General features: G+C 43.3%; 8 protein-coding genes. 5 read left to right on the top strand and 3 right to left on the bottom strand.

All coding sequences use genetic code 25. The annotated features are described in order from the left end of the window. Positions 1-12: 12 nt before the first annotated feature. From WC753_02275 to WC753_02265, 3 genes are all read right to left on the bottom strand, one after another. A complete protein-coding gene (locus WC753_02275) occupies positions 13-1,416 on the bottom strand; it encodes a hypothetical protein (GenBank protein ID MFA6080288.1) in 1,404 nt (467 codons plus the stop codon). Positions 1,417-1,841: 425 nt separating this feature from the next. Further along, positions 1,842-2,708 carry a GTPase Era gene (era, locus tag WC753_02270; protein ID MFA6080287.1) on the bottom strand — a complete coding sequence of 289 codons (867 nt, stop codon included), beginning with the start codon at positions 2,706-2,708 and terminating at the stop codon, positions 1,842-1,844. Positions 2,709-2,892: 184 nt separating this feature from the next. Continuing rightward, a complete protein-coding gene (locus WC753_02265; GenBank protein ID MFA6080286.1) occupies positions 2,893-3,564 on the bottom strand; it encodes a prepilin-type N-terminal cleavage/methylation domain-containing protein in 672 nt (223 codons plus the stop codon). A gap of 418 nt (positions 3,565-3,982) precedes the next feature. Here WC753_02265 and rny point away from each other — a divergent pair, with 418 nt between their 5' ends. The 5 genes from rny (at position 3,983) to WC753_02240 (ending at position 25,170) form a co-directional block, all read left to right on the top strand. Continuing rightward, entirely contained in the window at positions 3,983-5,512 is a 1,530-nt protein-coding gene (gene rny / locus WC753_02260) for a ribonuclease Y (protein ID MFA6080285.1), read from the top strand. Between the two features lie 423 nt (positions 5,513-5,935). Next, complete coding sequence (locus WC753_02255) at positions 5,936-6,889, top strand: prolipoprotein diacylglyceryl transferase family protein (protein ID MFA6080284.1); 954 nt, start codon at positions 5,936-5,938, stop codon at positions 6,887-6,889. Positions 6,890-7,004: 115 nt separating this feature from the next. After that, complete coding sequence (locus WC753_02250) at positions 7,005-13,070, top strand: BspA family leucine-rich repeat surface protein (GenBank protein ID MFA6080283.1); 6,066 nt, start codon at positions 7,005-7,007, stop codon at positions 13,068-13,070. 187 nt (positions 13,071-13,257) lie between these two features. Continuing rightward, positions 13,258-20,103 carry a hypothetical protein gene (locus WC753_02245; GenBank protein ID MFA6080282.1) on the top strand — a complete coding sequence of 2,282 codons (6,846 nt, stop codon included), beginning with the start codon at positions 13,258-13,260 and terminating at the stop codon, positions 20,101-20,103. 138 nt (positions 20,104-20,241) lie between these two features. After that, positions 20,242-25,170 carry a hypothetical protein gene (locus WC753_02240; protein MFA6080281.1) on the top strand — a complete coding sequence of 1,643 codons (4,929 nt, stop codon included), beginning with the start codon at positions 20,242-20,244 and terminating at the stop codon, positions 25,168-25,170. The last annotated feature ends 10 nt before the right edge of the window (positions 25,171-25,180 follow it).

Genomic DNA, 25,180 nt, shown 5'->3' with positions numbered 1-25,180 from the left:
AAGATGAGAGGATTATTGTGCTGCCAGTGGTGTCGGATTCTTTTTTATGACAAAGAGTTGTTTGTAGATTTCTTTGCCGTTTGCATCAAAATATCGGATAGTATAGGTGTTGGTTCCTTCTTGCATATTTCCAAATTCTTGATTCGCAAAATAATACCACGAGGTACCATTTGGTGTAAAAGAAGCGAGCTTGAAATCATTGATAGTGACAGAATACGCTGTGTCAGCGGAGACACTTCCTTCGATACGGACCTTCTTGTCTGTCGTTTCATAGTAGTCAGCTGCAGGAGCGGTAACACGGAAACGTTTATCGGGTTTGTACGTGCTGACTTGTGCGAGGCCATTGCTGGGTGCCGTAGTAGCTGCTGTATTACTGACGGGCGCATTGGCAGCTGCAGCAGCGACTGATGTCGTGTAGACCGTGACAAATCCTTTTGAGAGGAGTGTCCCAGTAGCATCATAGGTCCGATAGATGAGATTATTTTCATGATTCGTGAGAGGAAGGTTTTTGAGTACAAAAGTTTGTTTGACAGGGTCGAGAGTGGCGGGGAGATTGCTGATGATGAGGCGAGCAACGCTCGCATTGAGGACCTTACCAGAGACGGTGATCGTCTTTGTATTCACCGTTGATTCATCGACAGGAGATTCAAATAGTACCAAGCCACCTCCAAGAGTAGAACCACCGGTTCCAGTTGTCGCTGCCTGTGCTGAGGAAACAAGGGTCGTCGTGTATGCACTGGCGCCATTGAGAGACATCCATGGACTCGAGAGTGTATCAGGATTGATAGGAGCAATACGAGTCGAGAGATCGTCATATGTCACGGTACGAAGCGTCGAATAATTGAGTTGTTGTCCAGCACTCATTTCGAGAGTCTTCGCTTCTATACTGATAGTCGCCGTGCCTTGTAGGACAGTGATGGTGGTAAAGAGCTCATTCTTTGCGATATTGAGTACACTTCCTGATGCAGGAAGTACGACGACACCGAGAAGATCGAGTGAGATATCACCAGTATCTGCCTGTACCCAGAGATCCTTATTTTCGAGACGAAATTGTGTTTTATTATCCGTGCCAAGACCGAGGTAGCGTATTTTTGTCCCCATATTGAGGTTAAGGGAATTTTTGTCATTATTCAAAAAAGCGAGCTTTGCAGTACCATTTTTCACTTCTATAAGATCAAGATCAGCCAGAGGTGTATTTGCCTGAACAGTTTTTTCTTTTTTATCCTGACCCGTGAGTAGGACGGAGCTAGTTGCGTCGGTCATTCTGAGACTGACAGGTGCTGTCGCGAGATCGGGGGCACTTCCACCACTCACAAATCTCCAGATGAGGATGACAAAGAGTAGCGCAATAATCACGATAAGAGCTGTAGTCCAAGGTGGTGTCGTCTGAGAGATGATATTTCGATCGCCGCGCATAATGTAAACATTAAAAGTAAAATTTTGTACACTATAACAAAAACCCGCTTCTCTACAAGATTTTTTACCGAGAGAGCCGGATTTTTATGGTTTTTCCTCTTGACGAAAAAGGGAAACGAGCTCCTTTGTACTTTTTGTATTAAAAACACTTATTTCCGTCATTCTCGGGCTTGACCCGAGAATCCAGGTCATCAAACAATTCCAGTTACTGGCACCCTTCTGGTACTTTTGGTGGCAAAAGTACCCAAAACCATTCAGGGGACAAAAACTCGCTATTTTCCCCATTCATCAAACACTCTGCATTCATCCCGCTCAAACAGTTTGTCCCCCGAAACCCCATTTCAGTGGTGGCAAGATTGGTGAGCAAGAATCAGTAAAAAACTTCCCTCCTCAGCAATGATGGAAGGGATAACGAGAAGAAACATCTATTTCTTTCCCAATATTTTCTGTGTGATAGTGTCTCGTGTCTGCCATCCAGCACTGACTTTGACATGGAGGTCGAGGTAGACCTTTTTTTCGAAGAGATCCTGCAGGTCTTTTCTCGCTAAAGTACCGATTTCTTTTATCATCGCCCCATGGCTTCAGACAAGTATTTTTTTCTGAGAGTCGGTCATACAGTAGATATAAGCGAGGATTTTGACGAGATTTCCTTTATCTTCCATCATATCGACATCGACATAGGTACAGTGAGGCACTTCCTCATAGGTGGAGAGAAATATTTTTTCACGAATGATTTCACTCGCACGAGTGTAGATATCTTGGTCGGTGATATCATCTTCTGGGTAGAGGAGCGGTCATTTTGGTAAGAGTGTTGCGAGCTGGGCGATGACTTCTTTGATGCCTTCCTTCGTGATACTTGAGACAAATATCGTTCCTTTTGGGTAGAGATGTTTCTCAAACTCATTCATCGTATCTACCTTGCTCACGATCGTTACGACGGGAACTTTTGCTTCTAAAACCAGCGTATCAATCATTTCTTCTTCGAGGCCTTTTGGTCTTGCACCATCGATAATACGCAGAATAATATCAGTATCTTCGAGCGCGGATTTCGTCACCCAGTTAATAGACTGATTCCAGTTGTGAGAGCTGGAATGAAGCCCTGGAACATCTTGAAAAATTATCTGACAGTTTTTGTCGGTATAGATACCACGGATAAGGCGTCTCGTCGTCTGGGGAATAGCAGAAACGATACTGATTTTATCACCAATAGCAGCATTCACAAAGCTGGATTTCCCAGAGCTTGGCCTTCAGAGAAGCGTCACGTATCAGACATGGCGGGGGGAGGTGGTCATGGATAAAGAAAAGAGAAGAAAGAAAAAATAAAAAAGAAGGAATGAATTTTCGTCATTCCTGCGAAGGCAGGAATCTACCCTGTTTTATTTAAAAGAGCTGACAAAGAATCTGCTTGGAAACCTAAAACTATAAACATATCTATGAACGCTTCCTATCTTACAATAAAATGAGGAAAATCAAGCTCTAATTTTTGCACTTGTGAGCGTTTACGTTGCAATTATTACTATCGCAGTCGTCATCTACATCACACTCTGATCCAATGCTTTGGAGATTTTTTTCTCGACAATGTTTTGGCGGAGGTCAGACACAGACACTATTGAGTTCGCAATCCGCCTTTGTTCTACAGGCAACTGGAGGAGGAATACTCGCAGCTGGGGGTAAATCAAGCGCTGTGCAACGTCCAAGATGATAGTACCACGCTGCCTCGTTGGATATCTGAGTATAGCGTTGTGTCTGATAAGTAGTTTCAAATTTTGCACTTATCACATATCCAGCTCCATCATCACAGGTATTGTAGATATAGCCACAGTAATCTTGGGTATTATCGGTAGCAGAAGTAAGGCAGGCGACTTTTTTATCAAGGGGATCTACAATCGGTTGGCCATTATTTGCCGTAGTGATAAGTGTCGTGAATTCTGGAATTGATGTCGGAATTGTTCCTTGCAAACGAATATTATCGAGAACAATGGAATTCATAAGAGCAATATCGGATATCCGAGTCGTGTCTCTGACATTTTTGAGGTATCCTGTGTAGGCAGCAAGCCCTGCAGTGGCGAGAACAGTAACAATAGCTATGGCTACTGTCAACTCGATGAGCGTAAAGCCAGAAAGTATTTTTTTTCAGTGTTTTTTCATAAAAAATAATGATAACGTCTGCCTACTATATCCTACACAGTATAGTTTCTATTATAAAAATGCCAAATCATAGATGAGAAATAGAGAGAGAATGTCTTTTTCTATAATCGATGAAACTCACAAAACGAATTCAACCCCAAAAATCACAGTGTTCCTTCTTGCCTTTTCTCTTATTTTTCATACTATGACTCTGATCGAGAGGTGTGCTCTACAACAAAAGTATCACACGAAAACGGCACATCAGGAAAACAGAAGCTATTTTTTTGAATTATTATTGAAGAAGGTGAGAGGAGTCAGAAGTGTTTATTTTCTCTATTCTACGTTTTTTACACAAAAAGTCCCTTCTATTCTCTCAAAAAGAATATTTTCTGGAAATGTGTTTGTGCCATCGATCATTTTAATTTTTTACTCCCTAGATATGGAACTCATACTCGGCCTTATTATAGGTCTATTTATTGGTGTTGGATGATATTTTTTCTACCAGACTGTTCAAAATAAGCGTGGTGCTGGCTATGCGAATAATCTCGTTGCGGAAGCAGAAAAATCAGCAAGAGATATCAGAAAAAAAGCCGATCACGAAAGTGATAAAATACTCGAAGAAGCACGCAAACAAGCAAAGGAAGAGAGGGATAGAGCAGCAGAGATAGAAAAGAAGGCGATTGATCTCGAAAAACGTCTCGAGCAAAAAGAAGAAAAACTGGATCAAAAACTTGAAGAGCTGGTTAAAAAGACAGAGGATCTGAATACCGCGAAGGAATCACTCGCCAGAGAAGATGAACTCCTCGGAGAAAAGAAAAAAGAAATCGGCAAAAAACTCTCTGAAATTGCTGGACTTTCTGTCGAAGAGGCACAAACGCGACTCTTCGCTCAGATTGAAGAACAATATGAGGGTGATTTTATCAAACAAATCGAGAAGAAAAAATCGGAACTCAAAAATCGAGAAGAAGAACTGTGTCGTGAGATTCTCGTGAACAGTATGCAACAGTATGCAAGTGCTGTGACAGCCGAAACCACCCAGACAACGATTGAGCTCGAAAGTGATGACCTCAAAGGACGGATTATCGGGAAAGAAGGTCGAAATATCACAACATTTGAAAAAGAAACAGGTGTTTCTATCATCATCGATGACACACCAAATACTATCTTTATTTCTAGCTTTGATCTCTTCCGTCGTTATGTCGCGAAAAAATCACTCGAAGATCTCCTCGGAGATAAGAGGATCCAGCCAGCTCGTATCGAGGAAATCGTCCAAAATAACCAACGAGATGCCGAAAAACTCCTTCTCAAGCTCGGTGAACAGGTATGTTCTGAGATGGGAATTACTGGATTTCCAGATGAAGTCGTGAGCTTGATCGGTAAGCTCCGTTTTCGTACGAGTTTCGGTCAAAATATTCTCAAACATTCTCAAGAAGTTGCCTATATCGCAGAAGCTATCGCTCGTGAAGTGGGAGCTGATCCAGAGATCGCCCTCAGATGAGGTATCCTCCACGACATCGGTAAAGCTCTGGACCACGATATCGAGGGGACACATCCAGAAATTGGTGGGAAAATTCTTCGAAAGTATGGATTTGATGAACGACTCATCAATATCACAGAAGGTCATCATAATGCTATCCCAGCAACGTGTATCGAAACAGGTATTATCATGATCGCTGATGCGATTAGCGCCGTTCGTCCAGGTGCTCGTCGAGCAAATATCGAAGAATATATCAAACGTATGAAAGATATGGAAAATCTCGTGCTCTCCTTTCCAGGTGTGGAAAAGGCATATGCTCTCTCAGCTGGGCGTGAAGTTCGTGTCTTCGTGAATCCACGCAATATCTCTGATCTCGAAGCAGAAAAACTCTCTCGCGATATCGCGATCGGTATTCAAGACAATCTCCAATATCCAGGTGAGGTAAAAGTGATGGTGAGCCGAGAGAATCGGTTTGTGGAATATGCGAGATAATATTCAAAGAATAAGGAATAAAGAAGGAATAGTAATATGCCCCCTTGATAAAGGGGGATTAAGGGGGATTAAAAGAATCAGAATCAGGATGCTCACCTCCTAACCCCCTCTAAAATTCTGATGAATTTTTAAGGGGGAGATGGGACAATCGCCAAATTCCCCTCATGCATGGGGATAGCATTTTGTCATCCCGATGAAAATCGGGATCCAGGTCGTGAGAAAACCTTATTTACCTGACAATATTGTTTCAAAGGAATCATGATGTCACATGGATTCCAGCTTTCGCTGGAATGACGGGGATAGTATTTATTTCATTATGCTACAAATATTGCTTTGGATACTCTTTTTTGTACAGCACTTTTCTTGCATTTTTTCTTTTGCTTTTATACTTTTCGTAGAATATCTGTTTTTATTTCTTTTTTTATGTATCCAGAACTTTACTCATTTTCTTTTGGCGATACGACTATCCCAGTCACAACGTTTGGAGTTGCATTGACGCTTTCTTTTCTTTTATTTTATTGGATGCTCAGGAGACTGGGTAAAAAATATGATATCAATACCTCCTTTTTTAGCATCAATCTTCTCTCATTTTTCCTCGGCACTTTCCTCGTCTCTCGTATAATGCATATCATGCTCTATTCTGGCATGGTGACCAAATCAGCATTTTCTCTTGATTATCCCGTTCTCAGCTTCTTTCTCATGTCTGATTATTATTTTAGTTCTGGCGCGGCGTTGCTAGGATTTTTTAGTGTATTTTGGTATCATATGAGGACGAGAGATCACGAGGATCAAGAAAAAACGCTCGATATCACCGTGATATCATGGATATTTGGGTCCATAATGGCGTATTTTTGAGCGTTTCTGGGAGGGCAAATCTATGGTGTACGAAGTAATAGTATTTTCGCTGTCGACTATATCAATAACCCCATCCTAGCAGAGTTTCCACGATTTCCACTCGGACTCGTGTATATGCTCTGTACGCTCGCCATATTTTCACTTGTCTATATCGTACGAAAGCTCCGTCCAGAAAGAGGACTAGCAGCAGGTCTCGGAGCGGTGCTCTGGGGATTGATGTGGTTTATCGGCGAATGGTGGAATGATGCTTCTTCTGATAATGTCTCCTATCTTTTTGGATTGCTTGCCCGCTGGAAAATCATCAATTTTAACCAAATAATAGCCCTTCTCTTGATCGTCTGGTGAGCATGGAAGCTGGCGCGTATCATACCCAGCCCACTCTCAGATTGGATTATCAAGATAGGAAAGACGGTATCTGACGCCCTCGGAAACGTAGGAGGTATTTTCGGAAAGCAGGCACAAAAATACTACAAAAAAAGCAAGAAATATATTCTTTCTCTTCAGAAAAGAATAAAAAGATAGAAGTCAATATATTTTATCCTGTACTCCGCTCTAAGAAGAGAAAAAATACAGCTAAAACAGTTGCATTTTCTCCGAAAACCCTATATGCTTATGGGAGTAATTATAATTTTTTTGTATGAAATCATTGTTTTCTCGTGCATGAGCACTCTTGTTTGTTGTATTGACATTGAGCATAGTGCCATTTGCCGGTGCAGATGCTATCAATAACACTGACTTTGTGTTCACAGTGAAGACGAATAATTCTCCGTCAACCGGAACCGCAACGAACACGACCCCCACCAATGCGAATTCATTTAAAATCCCACTTGTTTCATCGACTGCCTATAATTTTGAGATAGACTGGAATAATGATGGCGTCTTTGATGAAACCTACAATGCTACTACTCCTTCGACATATTTTTCCATTCTTCACGACTATGGTTCTCCTCAAGTAAGTCAAAAAATCCGTATCAGGGGAACATTTCCAAGAATATACTTTAATAATACTGGAGATAAATCAAAATTTCTCTGAGTAGATCAGTGGGGAGACAATTCATGGACCTCTATGGCATCTGCATTTCGTGGGTGTAATAATTATACGAGAGCTGCCTCAGATACTCCAAATCTTGCAGGTGTAACAAATATGAATTCTATGTTTAATGGTGCCTACTCCTTTAATCAAGATATTGGATGATGGGACACCAGCTCTATAACAGATATGTCTGCTATGTTTCAAGGTGCCTCCGCCTTTAACTGAGATATTGGATCGTGGAATACGAGCTCTGTAACAAATATGAATTCCATGTTTCTTTCTGCCTCCGCCTTTAACTGAGATATTGGATCTTGGAACACCAGCTCTGTGACGGCTATGTGAAATATGTTTGGCTGGACCACTGCCTTTAACTGAGATATTGGATCTTGGAACACCAGCTCTGTGACGAATATGTCTGGTATGTTTAGTAATGCCCTCGCCTTTAATCAAGATATCGGATGATGGAATATGAGCTCGGTAACAGATATGTCTAGCATGTTTCTTTCCGCCTCCGCTTTCAATAATGGCGGATTAGACACTATCAAGAATTGGAACACGAGCGCTGTCACGACTATGTCAGGTATGTTCTATGGTGCCACCTCTTTCAATCAACCCCTCAGTACCTGGGACACCAGCGCTGTCACGAATATGTCATCCATGTTCTACTCCGCCTCCGCTTTCAATAATGGCGGATTAGACACTATCAAGAATTGGAACACGAGCGCTGTCCTCAGTATGTCCTATATGTTCCAATCTGCTACCGCCTTCAATCAACCCATCGGAACATGGGATACCAGTGCCGTCATGAATATGGAAAAGATGTTCTACACCGCCACCGCCTTCGATCAACCCATCGGAACATGGGACACGAGTACTGTCACGGATATGAATTATATGTTTCAGGATGCCTCCTCCTTCAATCAACCCCTCAGTACCTGGGACACCAGCAATGTCACGGATATGAGTTCAATGTTTAGATATACCTCCTCCTTCAATCAACCCCTCAGTACCTGGGATACCAGCAATGTGACTGGTATGAGTTATATGTTTGCTGACACCACCGCCTTTGATCAACCCATCGGCTCTTGGAACGTCAGCAATGTCACGGATATGTCAGGTATGTTCTCCGAGAGCACACTTTCTATCATCAATTATGATAATCTATTATCTGGCTGGTCAGCACAAACCGTGAAACCCAATATCTCATTTCATGGAGGAAATTCGAAATACTGCCTTGCTGGTGCAGCACGAAATACGCTCGATATCGCACCGAATAATTGGACTCTCACGGATGGAGGACTCGATGGCAGCGCAGACTGTATTCAAAGAACAGCCGAAAGAGCAGCCCTTATGAGTATTTATACCGCTACTGATGGAGCCAACTGGACAAATAAAACAGGATGGAACACAACTGCTGATTTCTGTAGTTGGTTTGGCGTTACCTGTGTTGATGGCCATGTTACTGTGTTGAGTTTATATGCCAATAATCTTCAAGGAACTCATGCAGTTTCTATCACAGGGCTACCGTATCTCACAAGTTTGAATCTCGATAATAATCAGCTTACCTCTTTCTCTGCCACTGGACTCTCAAATCTTATTAGTTTGTATCTCAATAACAACCTACTTACCTCTTTCGATGGTACTGGATTCACAAATCTTATAGATTTGCAATTGGAAAATAATCAACTCCCTTCCTTCGATGGTACTGGACTCACAAATCTCCTATCCTTAGATCTCGATAACAACCTACTTACCTCTTTCGATGGTACTGGACTCACACATCTTACAAGTCTGTGGCTCTCTGATAATCAACTCCCTTCCTTCGATGGTACTGGATTCACAAATCTCGGGCAATTATATCTCAATGACAACTTACTCACTTCCTTCTCGGGGACTGGACTCTCAGATCTCATATTCTTACACATTGAGCGCAACTTACTCACTTCCTTCTCGGGAATTGGACTCACAAATCTTGCACTCTTATATCTCAATAACAACTCACTCACCTCCTTTAATTCTACCGGATTATCCTGACTGGTGGGGATAGAATTGAGAGATAATCTTATTTCATCATTTCATAGTAGTCTCACAACCCTTACTGAACTTACTGGAGAAGACCCTGTAGCATTTTCAAATAACTGTCTCGCTCGAGAATCGCTCTCGCCAACTATTATTTCATGGCTTGATACGTATTCTACTGAGAGCTGGGAAGTCCGTAATGCTTCTTGTCCTGCTACTCAGAATACGATGTACTTCTGTGGCACCTATCTTGCTGATCCTACGAACTGGAACGAGCCAAATAACTGGAAGAGCGACGTCTTGTGTCTGGATGATGCGCTAAAGGACCGACCTGATTCGAGTGATGATGTCATTGTATTGTCGGATATTTCGTCAAATACGGGAATTTCTGCAACTGTTGGGTCATTGCAAGTACGGGGTGATGCTATAATACATATTCCTATCATCAATAATCAGATAGTTACCTATCCTATTCCGATGTCGTTTCTTGATACTTCTGTGAATGCATCTGGAAATACACTCACAGGAAATGCAAATTTTGCCTGTACTGCGCAAAATCTCGGTATTGTAACAGGAGTGACGACATTTACACAATGTACTACTCCATCGGGTGCTCCGGCAACGGCCTCAGCTGAGACGGATACGACGCCGACATTTACGGGGAGCTGTCTCAATAATACACTCGTAACACTCTATAATGGCGTCAATGCTCTGACTCCCAGCGTCCTATGTACGGGGGGTGCGTATAGTATCACCACAAATCTTGCTCCAAGTGAGACGCCCTATAGTATCACCACAAAACAATCAAATCGTAAAGGTCCAACATTTGGTACTTCACCAGCATCCGCTGCACTTGCACATACTGTAGGGTGTGCTGCATGACAAACATGGAATGGTATCGCCTGTACGATGACGTGTGCAGGAAATATAACTACAGAAGCCCCAAGCGAATTGAAAGCAAATGTGGACCAGCCATATATTAATTGTACGGCCGATCTAGGGACTTCTTTCAAATATAGGATTTCAAATGCGGGTACTCCAGCATTTACTACTGTCACGAGTGAGTCTTATCTCAGGGGAACGAGAGTTCTTTACCCGACTACTTTACCAGCGAGTTCTACTCCATATACCGTCGAATGTCTCTACAGTGGGGATAATTATGCTACAGCCAATGCTTGTACTAAAATGATCAACGTGCGTGTTGCAACAGCAGGCGACGAAGTACAATGATGTGATCAAATCGCAAATAGTTATGAAAATACCATAGGATATGAAAAATGGAATGATCTAGTTCCATTTAATGCGACAGTGAGCTGTTATGCTCGAAAGTGAGATCCAGAAGTTGTGAGCCCGCTTACACCATTTCTCCTCCAGTATAATAGTGAGGACGTTCTCGAGCTATCCTATCTCGGCGTTCTTCCGGGGAATCTCGGACGATTTGCTTCTGCTCAAAATGCGCATTCATTCCAAGAAGGGTTAACGACAACCACAGTGTGTGCGGTCCGAGTCGGAGATGGATATAGTACGAATTCGATGTGTCAAAAAACTGGTTGTGGAGGATCGGGATGTGATATGCCAAGTGCTTATAAAATCGAGCCAGCAAACCCACTTCTCTTCTGCACGATAGAAGCAGATATTAACTATAAAATCGGCTGTGATCCGGAGAGTAATACGTATGCAGAGTGTATCCTGACAACAGAGGGAAAACTATATAATAGCTTGGGCGCCGGACCATTTACGAAAAATGTCACATTCCGTGTGGATGGTGCTGATGTGGTAAAAGAAATGACCTGTGAATCTGCTACTCCACAGACAACGGGCGATAACACTCTTCGTTGTATCGTCTCTCTGCCAACTGGAAAGGAATTGGCCTACAAGGATGGAGCAAACCAATACCATACCGTCTATGAACCGATACCACGCGATATCGATGCTCCTCTAGCATCCATTAGCGCGACAGGAGGGGGCGACAATGTCTCTGCTGCTGATGGTAAAACTCTGACTTCCACTGATGGGAAATGGCTCAATAAACCAATCACTGCCACTATTACCTGTAACAATGAACTCGTAGAAAATAATGATAATTGTACCTGTGCATGGCTCGTCAAAGCGGATATCAATGCTGCAGCAGATCAGACAGATTGGGGGCTGACCAATCCGCTCAGGGATATCGTCACCTACCAACGCGTTATCAGAAATGAAACACTTCAAAACCAGCAGTTCTTTATCTATGACAATGCGGGGAATAATGATACAGATAAGAGTAAAGTCAGTATCAACCTCGGAGTGGATACTATCTATCCGAGTGTAACAGGGACAGAGGTGGACAAAAATAATGGTACATTCGATGTGACATTGAGCGCAACGGATAATACGAGCGGATCTGGTCTTTGGTGAAGTGGTATTCGCACGGCAGTGGTACTCCAAGATGCCGTCATTAGTACTATCTTTGATACAAACTGTAATGTAATAGGGACTTCGACAAGCCACTCTCCAAATATTCCATTGCCAGTTTTTTATGCTCCATTCCCAGCAATAGGCGCAGGAGTTGGACCAATTGTTTCGGGGAAAATAAACTATAATCCCACCGCCCAAAAAATCGTCTACTGTGTCCAGGATAATGCTGGAAATGAACTTATTGGAACCTATCCTTTTGACCCTGATACTCTTATCGGATGTTTCTCAGATGGCAGCCAACAAACAGTTCCAAATCTCGATGAAGTAAGTCCGAGCTATTATCAGGATCTACTCATCACTCGTATCGGCACACCAATCTATGGCTACGAACTCACGGATTCCACCAAAGTAGCTCCGTCAAGCGACTTCCGTACCAATCTGGCACAAAATATTCAGACCTATGTGAAAGAGCAGTACGATCCAACGATTGGTGGTGTGGATAATTCAGGGTTTGCGAATATGACTGTCGATCTCGGTGAACAAATCACCATAGCAACTCCCGAACTCCAGCACGCAGCAAAGAATAAAGGTGCACAAACGCGAAATAACAATGGTTACTACTACTTCGAGTGAAGTGATAATAACAGAGTTGTCAGCTTCGCATGAGTGCCTCGTCTTACTGGTTCAAAAGTCGTCCTTGTTGTCGGAGCCGATATCTACCTCAGAGGAGATATCCATTACTTCTCTCGAGAATCTTCTCTCGTCTTTATCGCACAAAAAGACAGTGCAGGGAATGGAGGAAATATCTATATCCATCCTGATGTGACGGGTATCGATGCCACTATCATCGCTGATGGAGCTCTGATGAATGGTACACTGGCTAGCAATATCATCACTCCAAAAATCTGGTTTGAGGATAGTGCCGGAGTCCTCAAAAATCCTCTCACGATCAATGGACGACTCCTGACCTACAATACTCGAGGGGGATCATTGAGAGTAGATGGAGAGTTACTCAGGCAGGCAAATAGTGAGATATGTGCTACCAAGACAGGCACATCTGCTACCTGTACTCTTGCTGGACCGCCACTGGTTGCAGACCCAGCCCTTACCGAGCTTGAAATAGCTGCCCTCCAAGACCTCGAGCGATTCCGTGTGGTGAGTCGAGTGCCAGAAGATATGACGCAGTGTACGCTCCATGTGACTGGTGTGATGGCGATGAATCGTCCAGATATTCTGACGAAAGTGAATTTCTAGGAAAGGACAAAAGAGAACCAGATTACGAGATAACCAGATAAACCAGAGAATCAGAGAACCTGATGAGAGAAAATGTAGAGAAACAGAAATACCAGAGAAAGCAAGATTTTCTTTCATTTTTGTAAAATTTTCTCTCCGAAGAGCTTGCCAAAAAGCCCGTTTCTCAATATAGTTGTGTACATATAGTATGCACTTTATTATTCGACGTATTTTTATTGCTCTCTTTTTACCGACGATTCTGTCGGTATTGTGGGTGAATACGGCTTTTTCTGCTTTTTCGCAAACAGTAACTCCTCTTGCTACGTGTGGACCTATTTTTGGTACATGTTCTGGCGAAGGAGAATCTTCAGTAGAATGATATTTGGATGAATATTATGGGACATGGAGGTGTGCAAATGTATCAGCGTATTCCCCAATTCCAGGATATACCACGTACTATGCGAATGATTCTATGGTATACTGCCCAGATAATACCCCTGTTGTGACTGCAGAATGTGGTGTAACGATAGGTGAATGTGCCAATAATTCTCTATTGTGGTTCATTTCTGGGAATGATTGGTTTTGTTATGGGAGTGACAATGCAGATACTAAAAAATGTTCGCTTTTCCCAGGAGATTCTGGATATAGCTATTGTGCCAGTAGCCCCTGCCAACAGGGTGGCATATGTATAGATAATCTCAATACATATGTATGCTTGTGTGGTCCAGGGTATAGTGGTATGAATTGCGAATTAGGAACACCACCTGATACTTCATATCCTCCTGATACTACTTGATCACCACCTGACACCACATGGTTTCCTCCTGATGTTACTACTCCTCCGGACACATCATACCCTCCGGACACCACATGGTTTCCTCCAGACACTTGATCACCACCTGACACATCTTACCCTCCAAATACTTCACCACCTCTAGACACTTTCAATCCTCCTGATACTACTTGATCACCACCTGATACCACATGGCCACCATCTACTTCTGAACCACCTAATACATCATCACCTCCGGACACATCTACTCTTCCAGCGTGTGGAGTCACCATCGGGATGTGCAACCCTGGCATTGCGTATTATCCGTTTTGATGGCCTGAAGGTTCGTGGCACTGTGGAAACTTTCAATATGATCCGAATGGGGTTCCTTGTTCTGAAACTCCTCCTTCGACTACCGTACAACCTCCAGGAGATACTCCAGCAATCTGTGGCAATCTCAGATATCAGTGTAATACAGGAGATCCTCAAAATACAACACCAACTCAGGCCGCATACACATGGGAATGTAGGTCTGGAGCGAGCGTCGTAGCATGCTCTCTCGATAAATTATGTGATGGTCGAGTGCTCCAGGAGAATGAATTTTGTTGTACCCAGTCAATAGCCAATAAGCAGAATGCCGCTGACGGACAAGGGATTCTGATAGGAAAAGAAGAAAGTATATGTAGCACACCAAGACAGCCACGATGCTATAATCGTCGGCTCTGTACCGATACATTTGGAGCTGAAGTGCACGGAGAAGAGGGGACAGCGGCGAACCCAGTAAGCTGCAATCATGAGCTCAAATGTGCTACAGCTATTTCACATTCTTGCGATGCCACTCGTCCGAATAATAACTGTCAAGATGAATGTCTGATGCCAAATCCTCCTAATTGGTGCCCAGGATGAGGTGGATGGGAAGGTCAAAATGGTATATGCGGTGCTATGTGTAACAGCTGAATATATATTCCTATCCCAGGCATCATCACCAACTGGTGGTGTCGAGGAACTGATGGGACCCCTCCAGGGGATGATGTTCTCTGTGGAGAATTGCCAACAAATGGTGTATGTGGAGCTTCACATATGACATGTATCTCAAATGCAAGTGCCGAGGATCGTGTGGATACTGCCCAACAATATCTGTGGATTTGTCCTGGGACACTTCCAGAGCTTGGATGAACTGATGCATTTTGTAGTTCTGATATACCAGCATGTCCATGGTCGGCTCCTGTGGTAGAAAATACGTGTCTTCAATGAACACTCCGAGCAGGATCCGCCTTCCAAGATGCCGATAATTATTATTGGGCTTGTGAGGGCAATGGAGGATTGGATGTGACAAATCCGTTGTGTAGTAAACCAAAACCAAAGGATGGGGACTGTGGAGCAGTGATGGATCTATGTGACTATACGAGCATACCCCTTACCATCCCTGTTCCATGATTTGATGCAACACAATTTTTATGGGTATGCCATGGAGATTCAGGGAGAGCTGATGTGCTCTGCAAGCTGCCTTGTTCTGGTGGTCAAAGACCAGATCCTGCGAATAGGGGGTCCTGTCTGACTAATACCTGTGACGCTACAGCTCCAGCAAATAATAGTATTCCATGTAGTGACGGTCCATCACCGACTCTCAATAATGCAACCACATCACTCGTAGCTACTTGTAATGCCCTGACACAATGTGATTGGGTTTGTGCTCCAGGATACTCTTATGTGGCAGGAGTTTGCGTTGGCACACCTCCCACTATCACCTCTCCCACCGCAACATCCATAAATGGGACAAGTGCCATTTTGTGAGCGACAGTCACCTCCCTCGGTATTCCAGCAGTTATCTCACAACGTGGAACGTGTTGGGGACTCTCAGCAAATCCTGGACTCTGAGTCGCTGGATCAACCTGTCAGGCAGAATGAGCGACAACACTTTGAGAATTTTCTCACCTACGATCATGATTGAGTCCGAGTACCACGTACCATTATCGAGGATATGCGACGAATACTACCGGTACAGGATATTCTCCTGATGCTACTTTTTCTACAACCGTATGACCATCAGGGACACTCACTGCGAGTAATTGTACTATTCCCGCAGGACAAAGTAGCTGTACTACCACTCTTACCTGGACCACCATAAACCCTATCACGGACTCTGCTGTCACAACACCGACGAATATCACGGTAGCAACGGGAAATACAGGCACGGCAACATACCTAGTTGAGCATGGTTTCAGAAACTTCTTCCTCTATAACAATGCTGTTGAGATCAAGAGTGCTACTGCCACAGCAGAATGTGCATCTGGCAGTACATGGAGCGGAGTAGTTTGTTTGGCGAATATACCTCCCACTATCACCTCTCCCACCGCAACATCCATAAATGGGACAAGTGCCATTTTGTGAGCGACAGTCACCTCCCTCGGTATTCCAGCAGTTATCTCACAACGTGGAACGTGTTGGGGACTCTCAGCAAATCCTGGACTCTGAGTCGCTGGATCAACCTGTCAGGCAGAATGAGCGACAACACTTTGAGAATTTTCTCACCTACGATCATGATTGAGTCCGAGTACCACGTACCATTATCGAGGATATGCGACGAATACTACCGGTACAGGATATTCTCCTGATGCTACTTTTTCTACAACCGTATGACCATCAGGGACACTCACTGCGAGTAATTGTACTATTCCCGCAGGACAAAGTAGCTGTACTACCACTCTTACCTGGACCACCATAAACCCTATCACGGACTCTGCTGTCACAACACCGACGAATATCACGGTAGCAACGGGAAATACAGGCACGGCAACATACCTAGTTGAGCATGGTTTCAGAAACTTCTTCCTCTATAACAATGCTGTTGAGATCAAGAGTGCTACTGCCACAGCAGAATGTGCATCTGGCAGTACATGGAATGGGAGTATTTGTCTCGGAGATACACCTCCAACCATCGATACTCCAACTGATGATGCCATCACGTCTAGCTCTGCAACGCTCTGAGCTCGTGTGACCTCTGTCTGAGTCCCACCACCACTCTTTCGTCGTGGTGTCTGCTGGGGCACATCACTCAATCCATCAGTGAATGCTGATGGAAGTCCCGCAGTATGAACTATTGATTGCCAGGCAGAATGATCCACAACAATAGGACCCTTCATCATTACAAATATAGTACTTCCCAATCCAAACACTCTCTATCATTATCGAGGATATGCCATGAATACTACGGGTACTGCCTATACTGTAGATGCTACTTTTTCTACGACTGCATGACCATCAGGGACACTCACCGCAAGTAATTGTACTATTCCCGCAGGACAAAGTAGCTGTATTACCACTCTTACCTGGACAACCGCCGACCTTATTGCTGGGAAAGATACTGCGGTCACTACACCGACGAGCAGCACAGATCCAACTACTATCACAATATCGACTCAGACAGATGGAACTGCTGTCAGCTACACGGTACCGTATGATAGCAGTAAGACGAGAAATTTCTTCTTAATCCATAATAGTAATCTCCTTGCGAATGCTTCAATGTCTGTAGATTGTGCAGCTGGTAGTACGTGGAATGGCACCACTTGTGAGATACTTGGCTGCCCAATCAATACCACCTTTGTTTCCGATTCCACTAACATCCCACAATGTTGTACCGTTGCAGACATAGCTGCGAACACTTATAATTGTGGCAATACTGTTGTATGTGACAATGACACTGTCTGTGATATCAATGAAGGATGTCTGTGCTCTGATTGTCTCGGACAACAGGATACCTGCGAAGGATGACTCACATGTCAATGAGACCCTAGTGCATCATCGTGTAGTGAGGCAGCATGTTGCCCTATTGGTAACGTGTGGAGTTGTGCATTGGATCAGTGTGTGCCTGCAGCCACTGCATGCGAAAAAATATCTGTATATGATACAGAGAGTCCTCTTATACTCCCTGTTTCTGATTATGTTTTTGATGTTGCAGGCGACAAGACATTGTATTTTCTGTGTCAGAGTACGACTGATCTTACATGAGCTCAATCATTTGAGCTTCGCAAGGATACTATATTTTTAGAATCACTCGCCATAAATACGATTATACCATCCATATCAGATCTAGGTCCTGCACAGTATCATACGTTTTATCACGGAACATCCTCGGTCATATCCTGCTATGTGTGACTCGATGCGACGACATTTGTCACTAGCCCAGCATGTGCGGCGACGATATGTATCGGTACTCCAGCAGAATGTGCGGGAGAGCCATATAGGATGGAAATCCCCGGCGTAGATGACAATATACTCTGTACCAAGTTTCCTACTACAAACTATAATATTGGTTGTGATAGTGCAGGAGCTTATTATGAAGAATGCAAGACAGATTTGTATACATCACTTACCCCTGATGGTACAAATTATACCCGTTCTCTCCTATTTAAGATAAATAATATCGAGACGCCTATTACTATGGTGTGTACTAGCGCAACGCCACAAAATATCCCAACTAATATTTCAGAATGTTTCGTCGAAATCACTTCCTGAGCAAAAATAGAAATAGAAACAAAACCAGGGCAATATCAAGAAATACAGGGGTCAACGTGGGACAATAAAATTCCAACCTCATCTATTTCATATTATACTCTGTATAATGAGAGTACAGGTGTATGAATTCCTTATTTTACGAGTAATACGTGGACCAATAAAACAGTCACAACAGTAATAGAATGTGCAAATACCTTCAACGAGAATGTTCTCTTCTTATCGCCGGACACCAAGAATCCATCTAATATCTGTGCCTGCAAGAGTGCTGTCAGGAAAGTGCCACTTCCAGAAGAACCATGGAATTTTATCAGTAATCCGGCGTTAGCCACCCCGAGATCGTATCTCAAATCCTTCGATGCTGTCACAGCTATGCACACAATCACTGTGAGCGACACAGCAGGTAATACTGCAGATCAATCTGTTGCAGAGCTGAAAATCGACACAATTCCGCCAATATGTCATAATTGTACAACTGTGCCTCCTACGGTCGGGCCACAAACTGTGACATTGAAATTCACAGAATCAATCGGGAAATCAGGTATACATACTGGTACTCCAAAAGTATCATCACCCGTGCCAATGAGTGCTACTATCAATCCATTTGATGATTATTGTAACGAATCTTCCTTTTCCCCAGGCACAGGCGCACCTTTATCGTCCGAACAAACTCAGGAAATCATATCAGCATCCTTTGACCCAGCAACGCAAAAAATATACTACTGTGTGCTCGATAATGCTGGTAATGTCCGAAAAGGCGCCTATCCAGATACCTCTGTTTCTGCCTGTTTCTCAGATGATACCACGACTGTCGATCTGAGGAATTATGAGCAGGAGACAGATATTTATGGACTCTACAAACGAGTGGATGATTCGATAAATAATGAAAAAGAAAAACGAGGATATCTCTTGAGTGATCCCGCACGTAGAGCACAAACACTATCATTTCAATCGAAATTGGCGAGCAATATCAAGACCTATATTACGAGCAAGTATTGTGCGACACTGCTGGGCGATGGTGCGTCACTATCTCTCTCAGATATAACAAGTGATGGTGCATATATTAAACCGCTCACATCGGGATGATGTCGTGATGCTCTCACTGTACATAATACGCAAGGGTATTACTATTTCGAGGTCAACTGAACAAACAAGTTACTCACCCTCAAACAAGCCGAAAGTGCGTCTGTCACCAAACCTATTGTCGTCTATGTCGTGGGTGCTGATATTCAGATAGATGATAATATAAAATATTCAACGTCATCATCATCTCTCGTTATCATCGCGCAAAAAGATAGTGGATGACAAGGAGGCAATATCTATGTCGATCCGTCTGTGACAAAAATCGATGCAACTCTGATAGCTGATGGAGCTCTGATGAATGGAGTCGGCGGAGGAGCAAAAAACTGGATCTCAGATAAAACTGATCTTACGGCTGCGTCTTCCGGTCTTCGTCGTCTCGTGATCAATGGACGACTCCTGACCTATAATACTCGCGGAGGATCACTGAAGATCGAAGGTGGAGTATTAAAAGCCATCGATGGCACAGGTACTACAGAGCCAAATATTCCAAAAGGATACTGTGCGCAGGGGCCAACTATACGCGAGTGTATTGCCCCAAAAAACTGGCAAGATGCCGCAGCCCAAGATCTCGAGCGATTCCGTATTGAGCCCATGGGGAACTCGTGAGCATTGGATCTTTGCACGCTCCATGTCACGGGTAGTTTGTCAGAGAAGAGACCCGATATTCTGACAGCACTGCCGTATTAGTATATTTTTTTTGAAGTGTGCGTATAAGACAGCAGTTTACATATATTTGAAAATAAGTAATTTTACATTGCAGCATCGAGTGTTATCATTTGCTATAATTTTGTTTCTGGATAAAATTTTTTACATATAATGAAATATATGAAAAAGAAATTCATCTGTTCCAGTGTTCTCTCTTTGGTTTTGGGTACGTTTTTGATTGTTTTCCTCAATAATTCAATAGTTTTTGCTACTGATGTCGATGAAAATCTACTCGGTCCAGGAATATCGATTTCTAATGGTGCAGGAAATCAAACTACAACAGCTTATTGTATGAGTACCAGTTTAAATGTTGCTACAGGTACTGACAGATATGCCAAATTTGAATTGGAGGCAGATGATTTTAATGCAAACGACTTTCATCATGTATCAGTTACTTTAACAGGACCAGCTACCTATACTGAAACGAGTAATTCAGCATACGGACCCAAATTTGTAAAGTTTTTGACTTCAGGATTACAAGTGGGGACGTACACTGCAACAATGAATTATTATAAAACAGAAGGTACAACACCAACCACTTTAGAGTGCCCAGAACTTATTGTTGTCGGTAATGTCAACTCTGTTATAACCGATACTAACCCAGCAGATGTTTTTGTGACAGGAGGGTGGACTACTATTTACGCTTTGTATGGAATAAAAAGTGGTGGTTATTTTACTATTCCCAGCCCAGTACCAAATGTAATTGGAGGCGCAAGTTTGGGGACTATAGTTATCAAATATACTACCACAAGCCCTGTACCACCAAGGATAGATTTATATTTGCCAAAAACAGGGTATAACAGTTTTGCTTCTCGGGAAGCAGCTGAGACCTGGTACACTGGAACAGGGCTCAATACTCCGATAAACAGAGTTAGATATAGCAAATATGTATCAACGTATTGGAATCGTGTTGTAAAAGGTATTGGTAATCCAAACAATGTCTCTCTTTCATTGACAGGAAATGCTCCTAGTACTCCTGGAATATATTATTTTTCAATGGGGGCTATAGTCACAGGGGTTGATGCTGGTGTCCGTGGAGGTAAGGCAGCTACTGGACGATATTGTGTATTGGGAGGAGGACATTGTGTAGGCGAAGTGGCTAGTTGTGGTACTGCAAACGGCGCTACTTTGATTGCAGAACCTTCTGGTACAGCGGCTTGTCCAACGGGAGCAACGAGAAGTGATGTTACTGATTCAGACAATACATATTCCTGGACTTGCACTGCTCCAAATGCAAATGTGGTAAACTGTTCTGCCAATAAACCAGCTATTCCGACAATCATCTCACCTACAGCTACCAATATCACTTCCTCATCTGTCACTCTCTGAGCCAATGTGACCTCCCTCGGTATTCCAGCAGTTATCTCACAACGTGGAACGTGTTGGGGACTCTCAGCAAATCCTGGACTCTGAGTCGCTGGATCAACCTGTCAGGCAGAATGATCTGTGACAACCTGAGTATTTACCCACCTACGATCATGATTCTCTCCATCCACTCTCTACCATTATCGAGGGTATGCGACGAATACTACCGGTACAGGATATTCTCCCGATGCTACTTTTTCTACGACTGCATGACCATCTGGTACCCTTACTGCTTCTGACTGTACCATTGCCGCAGGAGCGAATAGTTGTTCCACTACTCTTGTTTGGAGTACTACAAATCCAGTAGGTACTTCTGCAGTTACTACTCCTACAAACATGACTGTTGCAACAGCAAACGCAAGTAATGGGACTTCTTACGCAGTCGCACATGGTTCAAGAACTTTCTTCTTGTATAACAATTCAGTGGAGCTCAAGAGTGCTACTGCGACAGCATCATGTATCACTGGTACTACATGGAATGGTACGATTTGTTTGGCAGATGCCATCCCCACTGTCACTTCACCTACAGCCACCAATATCACTTCCTCATCTGCCACTCTCTGAGCCAATGTGACCTCTCTCGGTATTCCAGCAGCCATCTCTGCTCGTGGAACGTGTTGGGGACTCTCAGCAAATCCTGGACTCTGAGTCGCTGGATCAATCTGTCAGGCAGAATGAGCGATAACACTCTGAATATTCACTCACCTGAGATCATGACTGAGTCCGAGTACCACGTACCATTATCGAGGGTATGCGACGAATACTACCGGTACAGGATATTCTCCCGATGCTACTTTTTCTACGACTGCATGACCATCTGGTACCCTTACTGCTTCTGACTGTACCATTGCCGCAGGAGCGAATAGTTGTTCCACTACTCTTGTTTGGAGTACTACAAATCCAGTAGGTACTTCTGCAGTTACTACTCCTACAAACATGACTGTTGCAACAGCAAACGCAAGTAATGGGACTTCTTACACAGTCGCACATGGTTCAAGAACTTTCTTCTTGTATAACAATTCAGTGGAGCTCAAGAGTGCTACTGCGACAGCATCATGTATCACTGGTACTACATGGAATGGTACGATTTGTTTGGCAGATGTGTGACCATCTGACACACTCACAATCAATAAGATTGGCACTGGAACAGGAACCGTGACATCATCTCCTCTTGGTATCAACTGTGGATCTGATTGCTCAGAAACCTATACTTCTGGTACGTCTGTCACATTGACCCCTGTACCTGCGACTGGCTCTGCGTTTTCTGGCTGGAGTGGCAATGCGGACTGTAGTGATGGTGTTGTCATTATGGAAACTGACAAGACTTGCACGGCCACATTTATTACGACATCATGACCACCACCGACGACACCAACTGGCTTTATCGCATCCACGAGCTACTGTAACAATAATTGGCTCAATCTCTCCTGGAATGCGTCATCTGGGGCAACAAATTACAAAGTCTATCGTGACACAATACTGGTATACGATGGGGCAGGCCTAGCATTCTCGGATAGCAATCTGGTTCGATGAATGACCTACTCATACACTATTAAAGCGTCCAATTCTTTTGGGACGTCTGTCTCATCCTCTACTTCTGGTACCGTTTCTAGTGTTTGTACGAATACCCTCATAGTTAACAAGGTTGGCACTGGAACAGGAACCGTGACATCATCTCCTCTTGGTATCAACTGTGGATCTGATTGCTCAGAAACCTATACTTCTGGTACGTCTGTCACATTGACCCCTGTACCTGCGACTGGCTCTGCGTTTTCTGGCTGGAGTGGCAATGCGGACTGTAGTGATGGTGTTGTCATTATGGAAACTGACAAGACTTGCACGGCCAATTTTCGGCAACCGACATCCTTTGTTGTCACATCTTCTGATAGTATTATGTGTGTTGTAGGAGCAGACAGTGAATATGCTATTGCATGTGATCAGTTTGGTAGTGCTCTGACACAGTGTAGAGAAAAGTTTGAATCTCTCTTTGCTGGCACTTCAGCACTTTCTGTTACGACGAACATGCGATGGAGAACAGGATGACAAGATCGGGATGATTTACTTATAACATGTACTCGATTGCACCCGAGCGATACTCTCTATGAAAATATTACGTGCACTGTCAGATTACCATCTGGTCAGTGAGATGTAGCTATTTACCAAGGTGATTATGGGGGAGGATCGAGTTACCAGACGATATCTCATTGAGCTGGACGGGATAGTACCACACCAATTGGTACTTTTTATCCGAGCGGTACAAAAACATTTAATTCACCAAACTGGAGCAAAAATGATATCACTGTTGCCATAAAATGTGAAAATGGTGGTGATTTTACAGATGCCTGTACGTGTGCTGGTGTAAAAGATTGAGCTTGGGTAGCAAATGATCTGACAGATACGACCATATTTACTCGTACTTTCTGAGAAGGTGTTCTCACAGATACATCATTTTATGTGTATGATAATGCTGGGAATCCAACAAGCGCTCAATCTCCAGCAGAAGTAAAAGTTTCACTAGGTATTGATCATACAAATCCAGTCATCAATGTTATACCGTTGGGTGGTCTCTCTATAACTATCATCGCAGAAGATACTCTCTCGGGTCTTCCACTGAGTATTCAGACTTCTTTCTCTGGAGACCCTACGTGTACTGAGATAGGGAAAGTCATAAAAACATCGGGTCATTATGATTATACTACAAATAAAACCGTATTGGCTTTACCTGGGGATACAGTAAAATACTGTGTGAGTGATGCGGCGGGAAATGTGACATACTGACAATACTCACCATGAGCTGCACCATCTTACGTCGGTTGTTTTGCTGATGGTACGATGTCACAAGTACCGACATTGATGACGTATGTGCCACCGCTGATAGATAGAATGAATGCCTCACGGTATGGATATTCACTGAGCGATAGTACCCGAGCCACACAAAATACTACTTTCCACACTCGTCTCAGTCAAAATATCAATACCTATATCAAGAATCTCTATGATTCGGATGAAATATCCTGAAATTCTGACATGATAGACCTCAATACCACACCCGCTGCGAAACTCATAGGATCAAACACTCATAATACGAACGGGTACTATTATTACAAAAATGCTACTAATACTCAAAAATTTGTTACTGTCTGAACGACTGCAGCTACGACGTCTCTCGGATCTCCAAAAGTTCTCTTGGTAGAAGGTATGGATGTGCAGATAGATGGGAATATAACGTATAGTAGTGGTACCAATGCTTCATTGGTAATCATAGCCAGAAAAAATAGTGATGGTGTAGGAGGCAATATCTATGTCAATCCAGCGGTTATCAGAATTGGTGCTACGCTGATTGCAGATTGAGCACTCATAAATGGCGAAGATGCTTCTCAAATGAACTGGATAGATGATGCATATCTGCTCACTAATCCCCTTATCATCAATGGTCGTCTCTCCACCTATAATACACGAGGAGGATCACTCACAGTGAATGGAGACATATTAGACACCATTGGTAATGGTAACGGAAAATGCTTTAATGGCACAGCTCTGGATTCTTCTTGTCCAAAAGTAACTGCAGCATCTCAAGACCTGGAACGATTCCGTTTGACGACAGCGACCACTGGTCAATGTACTCTCTATGTCTCAGGATCAAATTCAACCGTGATACCCGTACTTTCAAGTTTAGTTTTTTAGCAAAACCCAC

Source organism: Candidatus Gracilibacteria bacterium, from assembly GCA_041660965.1.
Classification (GTDB): Bacteria; Patescibacteriota; Gracilibacteria; order BD1-5; family JAGOOR01; genus JAGOOR01.
This window is presented reverse-complemented; position numbering and strand designations above follow the sequence as displayed.